An 8613-nucleotide genomic window follows, 5' to 3' on the forward strand; every position below is an offset into this window, starting at 1 on the left:
TCTTCCTGGTTTCGGGGGAGTTCGTCAGAGTCGTTTGGACCAGTTTGCGCAACCAGTATCGCGCAGCTCTCCGATGGATTTGAGCCGTTCTCGCTCCACAAACCGCGCCATGCCGGCGACGATGCGGCCAGGCAACGTCGGACCGGCATAGATCATGCCAGTGTAGAGTTGGACCAGGTCGGCGCCGGCGCGGATTTTTTCCAGCGCCGTCTCGATGGAATCGACGCCGCCGACGCCGATGATGGCCATCTCCGGACCGAGCAGCTTGCGCATGCGAGCGAGCACCGCGGTCGAGCGCTCGAACAGCGGCTTGCCCGAAAGTCCGCCAGCCTGGCCGGCTACAGCGGTGCTCCGCAATCCCATCCGCGACAGCGTGGTGTTGGAAACGATGACGCCGTCGATCTTCTTCTCGACGACCTCGGCGGCGATGTCTTCCAACTCTGCTTCGATCAGGTCCGGCGCGATCTTGAGGAAGAGAGGCGGTTGCGCAGGGGCTGCGGCACGCGCAGCCATCACCCGTGACAGCAATTCGCCGAGTTGCTCGCGCGCCTGCATGTTGCGCAGGCCCGGCGTGTTGGGCGAGGAGATGTTGACGGTAAGATAGCTGGCATAGGGCGCGAAGCGGACGATGCCGCGCTCATAGTCGGCGATGCGGTCGGCGCTGTCCTTGTTGGCGCCGATGTTGACGCCGACGATACCTGGCCGCCCCTTGCGCGCAGCAAGACGCTTTTCCGCGGCTGCGTGGCCTTCATTGTTGAAGCCGAGCCGGTTGATCACCGCTTCGTCCGCCGTCAGCCGGAAGATGCGCGGCTTCGGATTGCCCGACTGCGGCAGCGGCGTGATGGTGCCGACCTCGGCGAAGCCGAAGCCAAGCCCAAGCAGCGCGTCCGGGACTTCGGCATTCTTGTCGTAACCGGCTGCCATGCCGAGCGGATTTGGGAAATCGAGGCCGCAGAGGCTGACCTTGAGCCGCGCGTCATGCGTCGGCAGCCGCGCGTCATGCGTCGGCAGCCGCGCGTCGCGCCACGCCGTCGCGCCAACCGGCAACCCGCAGCGCAGCGCCGCGATGGAAAGGCCGTGCGCGGTTTCCGGATCGAAGGAGAAAAGCAGTTTCTGGCCGATCCGGTCGAGCACGCTCATTCGCCCTCCAGTTCCGGAAACCTGTGCGAACCATCCGCGCCGAGCGGCAGCGGCTTGATCCAGAGAATGGCATCGAGGTCGAGCGGAGCGTAGAGGTGTGGGAACAGCGCGCCGCCGCGCGAGACCTCGTATTTAAGCGTATCGCCCAGCTTTGCTTCGTCGATCGCGATCAAAAGCAGATCCGCCTGGCCGGCGAAATGCTTGGCGGCGGTCTCGCGCACTTGCGCAGCGGTGGAGAAATGGATGAAGCCGTCGGCGACGTCGATCGGCGCGCCGGTGAAGCGTCCGTTCTTCTCGGCTTCGAGCCAAAGCGCCTCGGGCGCGATCTTGTAGACAATCTGAGACATTGTCGCGCTATAGTCCGAAGCTGAAGCCTGGGGAAGAGTTGAGCCGCGTTCTTCCCCATTTCCGGCGCAAACCTGTGACAGGCTGCGCTCATCGGCTCATGGAGGACAACATGCGTCTTCAGCACATCCTGATCCCCGCGGCGCTCTGCTCATTGGTTGCCGCTTCCGCCTATTCCGAGGAGACCGACCGCTACCGCCTGGAGAAATCGGCCGACGGCTATGTCCGCATGGACACCCAGACCGGCGCCATGTCGATCTGCGAGGAGCGCTCCGGCCAACTCGTCTGCAAGATGGCGGCCGACGAGCGTGCCGCCTACCAGGACGAGATCGACCGGCTGGATAATTCGGTCAAGGCGCTCGACGCGCGCGTCGCCAAGCTTGAGAATTCGCTTTCCTCGCGACTGGAATCGCAATTGCCCAGCGAAGAGGATTTCAACAAGACGATGGGCTACATGGAGCGCTTCTTCCGGACCTTCAAGGACATCGTCAAGGACATGGACAAGGAAGACGGCGACGGTGGCGCCAAGCTGAACCAGAAGACCTGAACCGGGGCGCGACTGAACCGCTCTGGGGAAAACCCCTGACGCAGCCTTTGCCGCTTGAAAACGCGCCGCGCCGCCGCATAATCATTCTGGTCCCCGCAAGAAGCAGAAAATCATGACGGGATCGGGGGAGGGATATTTGCCGTCGGGCCACACCTTCGTCATTGCCGACGACCATCCGCTTTTTCGCGGCGCGCTGAAGGAGGCGCTTGCCGGTATCGGCGACGTTGCCGCCATCCACGAAGCCGGTGATTTCGAAAGCGCCAAGGCGCTGGTCCTGGCCAACGAGGATGTCGACATGGTGCTGCTTGACCTGTCGATGCCGGGCGCCAGCGGCCTCTCCGGCCTGATCTCGCTGCGCGGCATCCATCCAGCGGTACCGCTGGTTGTGGTGTCGGCGCATGACGATCCCGTCACCATCCGCCGCGCGCTCGATCTCGGCGCTTCCGGCTTCATCTCCAAATCGGCGAGCATGGAAGAAATCCGCGGCGCCGTGCAGGCGGTGCTTGCCGGCGATATCGCAGCACCCGCCGGCATCGAGCTTGGCGTCGAGCGCGATCCGGAAATCTCCGACCTGATCAAGCGCCTGCAGGCGCTGACGCCGCAGCAGACGCGGGTGCTCGGCATGCTGGCCGAAGGCCTGCTCAACAAGCAGATCGCCTATGAGCTCGGCGTCTCCGAGGCCACCATCAAGGCGCATGTCTCGGCCGTTCTGCAGAAGCTCGGCGTCGACAGCCGCACTCAGGCGGTCATCCGGCTTTCCAAGATCGGCGGCGACCCGCTGCACCCGGTCGGCTGATTACTCCGCGGCCGGCGCCAGCGGCCTGACGCGCGCCATCATCGAGCGCAGCACGGCGGGCTTCAGCGGCTTGTTGACAACCGGGATGTCGAGCCGGCCGGCAGCCGCGCGCACCTCGCTGGAGCGGTCGGCGGTGACCAGCACGCAGGCCAGGTCCTGCCCGTAGGCGGCACGCAGCGTGGCGATCGCATCGAGCCCGGTGCTGCCGTCGAGATGATAGTCGGCAAGCACGAGATCCGGCTTTGGCGCGCTGGACTTCAGGAGATCGCCTGATCCCGAAGCCGTCTCGACACGGCATCCCCAGCCTTCGAGCAGCAGCCGCATGCCGTCGAGGATGCGCGCGTCATTGTCGATGCAGAGCACATTGAGCCCGGCAAGCGTCGAGGCGGAGCGAGCCGGCGCCTTGCCGATCTCACGTGGCGGCGCCGCGACTGCAGCGACCGGCAGGAGGACGGAAAAGCGCGTGCCCTTGCCCGGGTTGGAGAAGATGCGGATTTCGAGCCGCAGCACCCGCGCGATGCGGTCGACGATCGAGAGGCCAAGGCCGAGACCCTCGGCCTCGCGCGCGCCTTCGTCGAGGCGCGTGAATTCGTGGAAGACGGTGTTCAGCTTGTCGCCGGCAATGCCGATGCCGGTGTCGATCACCTGGATCTCGGCCAGTTCGCCGCGCCGCCGCACGCCGACCAGGATGCGGCCCTCACGCGTGTATTTGATCGCGTTGGAGACGAGGTTCTGGATCAGCCGGCGCAACAGGTTACGGTCGGTCATGACGCCGAGCGAGGACGGCATGATCTTGAGGCCGAGTTTCTTCTCGGCGGCAAGCGGGCGAAAATCATTGCCGATCTGGCCGAGCAGCCCGCCGAGGCTGAAGGCGGTGTCCTCGGGTTTCATGGCGCCGGCATCGAGGCGCGAGATGTCGAGCACCGCGCCAAGGATGGTCTCGACCGATTCCAGCGAGGATTCGATGTTGACCGCCGCCTTGCCGGCCGGTCCCTTGCCGGCCTTCTCGATCAGCGACGAGCAGTAGAGCCGGGCTGCGTTCAGCGGCTGCAGGATGTCGTGGCCGGCGGCAGCGAGGAAGCGCGTCTTGCCGAGGTTCGCTTCCTCGGCCAGCATCTGCGCCTGCGCCAGTTCCTCGTTGACGCGGGTGAGCTCGACGGTGCGGGTCTTGACCCGCTGCTCGAGCGATTCATTGGCCCGCTTCAGCGCCAGGTCCTGTTCGACACGGCCGGAAATGTCGGCATAGGTGGCGACGATGCCGCCGTCGGGCATCGGGTTGGAGCGCAGCTCGAGAATGCGGCCGCTGGTCTTCAGCTCCATCTGCCACGGGCCGGCGAAGCTGGTCAGCCGGTTGAGCATCGTCACGCGCTGGTCGGCGGGAATGTCGCCGCGCTCGGCGAGGTGGCGAAGGATCCGGTCGAGCGACACGCCGACCTGGCCCATCTCGTCCGGCAGGTCGAACAGCAGCCGGTATTGCCGGTTCCAGCAGATCAGCCGGAAATCGCGGTCGAAGACGGTGATGCCTTGCTCCATCTGGTCGAGCGCGATCTGCAGCAGGTCGCGATTGTGCTGCAGCGCCTCGGTGGCATCGTCGAGCAGCTTGAAGGCGTCTCTTGAATCGCGATCGTTGCGACGGAAAAGCAGCGACAGGATCAGCCGCGCCGAGGACGAGCCGACCGCGCTCGCCAGCAATTGCTCGGAGAAGCGGATAACATCCATGCTGGCCTGCTCCTTGCCGTGGAGCGACACGCTGGCGTTTTTCTCGAAGGACTGGAAGGAACGCTCCGTGCGCTCGACGCCGAGATAGCGCGAAATCGTATCCTTGAGGTCGTTGACGGTGACGGCGGTGCGGAAGCGCCGCAGGCTGGGCATCGGGCCTGCCTCGCGCGGCACGAAGATCGCCGCCTGGATGCGCTCCAGCGGCACGGACGCACGCGAGAGCGAGCCGAGGACAAAGAACAGCGCGTTGACCGAGAGGCTCCACAGCACGCCGTGGTTCAGCGGCTCGCCGACGGTGCCGAACATGGCCTGCGGCCTCAGCGCCTCGAAGCCGAACAGGCCGTGCAGGAGAATGCCGGCATTGGGGCCGACGAGCGAGGGCAAGAGCAGCGTGTAGCCCCAGACCGCGATGCCGGCGACCATGCCGAGCGCGGCGCCCCGGCCGTTGGCGCGGCGCCAGATCAGCCCGCCGATCAGCGCCGGCGCGAATTGCGCGATTGCCGCGAACGACATCAGGCCGATCGAGGACAGCCGCGCGCTGTCGGTGCTCTCGCGATAATAGAGGAAGGCGATGAACAGCATGATGAAGATCGACGCGCGCCTGACGTTCAGGATCAGCGTCGACCAGTCCTCGTTCTCCGAAGTGCTGGTCTTGAGCACGCGGCGCACGAACAAGGGGATGACGAGATCGTTGGAGATCATGATCGACAGCGCGACGCTCTCGACGATGACCATCGCGGTCGCCGCCGACAGGCCGCCGATGAAAGCGGCCATCGCCAGCAGATCATGGCCGCTGAGCAACGGCAGCGACAACACATAGAGATCGCTGCTGGTCTTGGTGCCGACCAGCGACAGGCCGGCAAAGGCGATCGGCAGCACGAAGAGGTTGATCGCCACGAGGTAGAGCGGAAACACCCAGGTCGCCGTGCGCAGCTCCGCCTCGCTGCGGTTCTCGACGATGGTGACATAGAACTGGCGCGGCAGCATCAGGATGGCAAAGCCGCTCAAGCCGGTCAGCACCAGCCAGGTGGCCAAGGAGGTGTTGTAGCTCATCGCCTGGCGCACCTGGCCGTTTGCGGCGAGCTTGGCGAACATGTCGCCGGGGCCGCCGAAGATCAGGAACGTCACCATCAGGCCGATGGCGAGAAAGGCGGCGAGCTTGACCACGGTCTCGACCGCCACCGCCAGCACCAGCCCGTCCTGGTGCTCGGTGGCGTCGGCATGACGGGTGCCGAACAGCACCGCGAAGAGCGCCAGCAACATTGCCACCACAAGCGAGATATCGCTGACGAACGGATCGAAAGAGGGCGGCGAGCCGGTATAGTGCTCGACCATCAGGCTGACGGAGCCGGAGATCGCCTTGAGCTGCAGCGCGATATAAGGCACCGCGCCGATGGTCGCGATCAGCGTCGCGATCGCCGCGACGGTGAAGCTCTTGCCGTAGCGTGCGCCCAGAAGGTCGGCGATCGAAGTGATCTTCTCGCTTTTCGCCAGCCGGACCAGGCGGTTGAGCAGCGGAAAGCCGAACACGAAGACTAGCACCGGCCCGGTATAGATGCCGAGGAATTCGAGGCCGCGCTCCGAGGACAGGCCGACCGAGCCGAAGAAGGTCCAGGAGGTGCAATAGATGGCAAGGCTGAGCGCATAGATGAAAGGCCGCGCCCGGCCGAACCCTGCGGCTGCCGCGCGCCGGTCGCCGACGCTGGCAATGGCGAAAAGCAGTGTCACATAGGCGATCGCGATGATGACGACGAACCAGCCTTGCACGGTCCGTACTTCCTCCCTAGAGCATGATGCCGAAAAGTGGGAATCGGTTTTCGGGCGACATCATGCTCTATTTCTTGATCTAAAGCCGGTCTCCACCCTGGCCTGAGCTAGACGCAATCACAGCTTGGAGCCCAAGTCCATCGCGGCTTTCGGCGCATATGTGGTTGATGAGGCTGCGTAAACGCAAACCGGTGCCTTCCCCGTTTTTCCGGTTTTGCAACCGGGGGTTTTTGTTATTGTGAGCCTGGGCCGGTGCCGAAGGACACTGGTGAGGCGGCAGCGCGGCCCGTCATGGCAAGGAGGGTCGAATGCTGAAAGAATTCCAGGAATTCATCTCCAAGGGCAATGTGATGGACTTGGCCGTCGGCGTCATCATCGGCGCCGCTTTCGGCAAGATCGTCGATTCGCTCGTCAACGACATCATCATGCCGATCGTCGGCGCGATTTTCGGCGGGCTGGATTTCAACAACTATTTCTTTGGACTATCCTCGAACGTCCACGCGACCGCGCTGGCCGATGCCAAGAAAGAGGGCGCCGTCTTCGCCTATGGCAGCTTCATTACTGTCGTGCTGAACTTCCTGATCCTTGCCTTCATCATCTTTCTGATGGTCAAGGCGGTGAACAATATGCGCAAGCGTCTGGAACGCGAAAAGCCCGCGCCTGCAGCTGCCCCGCCGCCGGCAGATGTGCAGCTTCTCACCGAAATCCGCGATCTACTGGCGAAAAGGTAAGCTCTCAACAATCACTCTGGACCAAAACCCCGACTGCTTGCGGCCGGGGTTTTCTGTTTGCGGCTGTCGTAAAAGAGGCTAGCAGTCGCGGAAAACCGGACGGATTATTGCATGACCTTGATCGAGACCTTGCGCACCGAGGCCCGTGCCGCACCTGAAAGCGGCATCGTCGCCGTCGTCAACCACGGCCGCTTGCGCGACGGCCTGATTCCGCTCTGGGCCGGCGAGGGCGATCTGCCGACGCCTTCCTTTATCAGCGATGCCGCAGCACGCGGGCTCGCCAATGGCGAGACTTTCTACACGTGGCAGAAGGGTATTCCCGAGCTCAGGCAGGCGCTCTCCCGCTACTACGCCAGGCATTTCGGCAAGACCTTCGCCGAGGAAGAGTTCATCGTCACCGCGTCAGGCATGCATGCCATCCAGCTGGCCATCGACGCGATCGCCGGCAGCGGTGACGAGGTGATCTACCTCTCGCCCGCCTGGCCGAATTTCGCCGCTGCCGCCGGTGTGGCTGGCGCCGTGCCGGTGCCGGTCACGCTCGACCAGTCCGGCAATGGCTGGTCCTGCGATGTCGACAAGATCGCGTCGGCGGTCACGTCGCGCACGAAGCTGTTGTTCATCAACACGCCGTCCAACCCGACCGGCTGGACCGCCGACAAGGAGACTCTTAAGGCGATCCTCGATCTCGCTCGCCAAAAGAGGCTCTGGATCGTCGCCGACGAGATCTATTCGCTGTTCCATTATGGGCACGGCCGCGCGCCGTCCTTCCTCGACGTTGCTACGTCCGAAGACCGCATCCTCTTCGTCAACAGCTTCTCCAAGAACTGGGCGATGACCGGCTGGCGCGTCGGCTGGATCAGGACCCATCCTGCCTTGCAGCAGGTGTTCGAAAACCTGATCCAGTACTCGACTTCGGGCGTCGCGCAGTTCATGCAGCGCGGCGCGGTCGCCGCTCTCGACGAGGGCGACGCTTTCATCGTCGAACAGGTGGAGCGCGCGCGGGCCGCACGCGACCTCGTCTGCGATATCCTGGGTGCCACCGGCAAGGCGCGGTTCACCGTGCCGCAGGGCGCCTTCTATCTGTTCTTCACGGTAGACGGCATCACCGATTCCCGTACCGCTGCCTTCGACATTGTCGACAACGCCAATGTTGGTCTGGCGCCCGGCACCGCCTTCGGCCCCGGCGGCGAGGCCTTCCTCAGGCTATGCTTCCACCGCCGCCTCGATCAGCTCGAGGAAGCGGCGCATCGCCTGGCGAAATGGATGATGAAGACGATCTAGCTGAGGGAGGCGGCTTCAGCCGCCTGACTTCGGCACCAGCAGCGGAATGATGCGGTCGGTCTTGGCGACGGCGGGGCGCCCGGTCGCGCCATAGGGAATGCCCAGCGCGTCCCAGGTCTCGACCAGCGCATCCTGCAATTCGGCGATCAGCGCGTCCGAATGGAACGGCGTCGGCGTGATGCGCAGCCGCTCGGTGCCGCGCGGCACCGTCGGATAGTTGATCGGCTGAATGTAGATGCCGTGCACACCAAGCAGGCGGTCGCTCGCCATCTTGCAAAGCTCGGGAT

Annotated in this window: 8 protein-coding genes; 4 read left to right on the top strand and 4 right to left on the bottom strand. The window is 64.3% G+C overall.

Going from position 1 to position 8613, the window contains the following annotated elements:
• Positions 1–24 precede the first annotated feature (24 nt).
• The gene (locus tag RFM68_RS17040; RefSeq protein WP_320234131.1) at positions 25–1140 is read right to left on the bottom strand and encodes a quinone-dependent dihydroorotate dehydrogenase; all 1116 of its coding nucleotides are present in this window, start codon (positions 1138–1140) and stop codon (positions 25–27) included.
• Positions 1137–1487 (bottom strand): DUF952 domain-containing protein, encoded by a 351-nt coding sequence (locus RFM68_RS17045; RefSeq protein ID WP_320234132.1) that lies wholly within the window; start codon positions 1485–1487, stop codon positions 1137–1139. Before RFM68_RS17045 ends, RFM68_RS17040 begins: the two co-directional genes overlap by 4 nt.
• Positions 1488–1597: 110 nt before the next feature.
• Between RFM68_RS17045 and RFM68_RS17050 the strand changes: the two genes are divergently transcribed.
• Together RFM68_RS17050 and RFM68_RS17055 are read left to right on the top strand one after the other, a co-directional pair.
• Complete coding sequence (locus tag RFM68_RS17050) at positions 1598–2032, top strand: hypothetical protein (protein ID WP_320234133.1); 435 nt, start codon at positions 1598–1600, stop codon at positions 2030–2032.
• A gap of 136 nt (positions 2033–2168) precedes the next feature.
• The gene (locus RFM68_RS17055; protein ID WP_320234157.1) at positions 2169–2828 is read left to right on the top strand and encodes a response regulator transcription factor; all 660 of its coding nucleotides are present in this window, start codon (positions 2169–2171) and stop codon (positions 2826–2828) included.
• Here RFM68_RS17055 and RFM68_RS17060 read toward each other — a convergent pair whose 3' ends face one another.
• Positions 2829–6314 (bottom strand): PAS domain-containing hybrid sensor histidine kinase/response regulator, encoded by a 3486-nt coding sequence (locus RFM68_RS17060; protein WP_320234135.1) that lies wholly within the window; start codon positions 6312–6314, stop codon positions 2829–2831.
• 308 nt (positions 6315–6622) lie between these two features.
• On the opposite strand from RFM68_RS17060, the gene mscL reads away from it, so the two are divergent.
• Together mscL and RFM68_RS17070 are read left to right on the top strand one after the other, a co-directional pair.
• Positions 6623–7045, top strand: coding sequence for a large conductance mechanosensitive channel protein MscL (gene mscL / locus RFM68_RS17065; RefSeq protein ID WP_320234136.1), 423 nt, complete (start codon positions 6623–6625; stop codon positions 7043–7045).
• A 111-nt stretch (positions 7046–7156) separates the two neighbouring features.
• Positions 7157–8326, top strand: a complete 1170-nt coding sequence (locus tag RFM68_RS17070; protein ID WP_320234137.1) for a pyridoxal phosphate-dependent aminotransferase — start codon at positions 7157–7159, stop codon at positions 8324–8326.
• Between the two features lie 15 nt (positions 8327–8341).
• On the opposite strand, the gene RFM68_RS17075 is transcribed toward RFM68_RS17070, so the two are convergent.
• On the bottom strand, positions 8342–8613 hold a 272-nt coding region (locus tag RFM68_RS17075), incomplete at its 5' end, for an aminotransferase class I/II-fold pyridoxal phosphate-dependent enzyme (RefSeq protein ID WP_320234138.1).

This window comes from Mesorhizobium montanum (assembly GCF_033977145.1).
GTDB classification, from domain to species: Bacteria; Pseudomonadota; Alphaproteobacteria; order Rhizobiales; family Rhizobiaceae; genus Mesorhizobium; species Mesorhizobium montanum.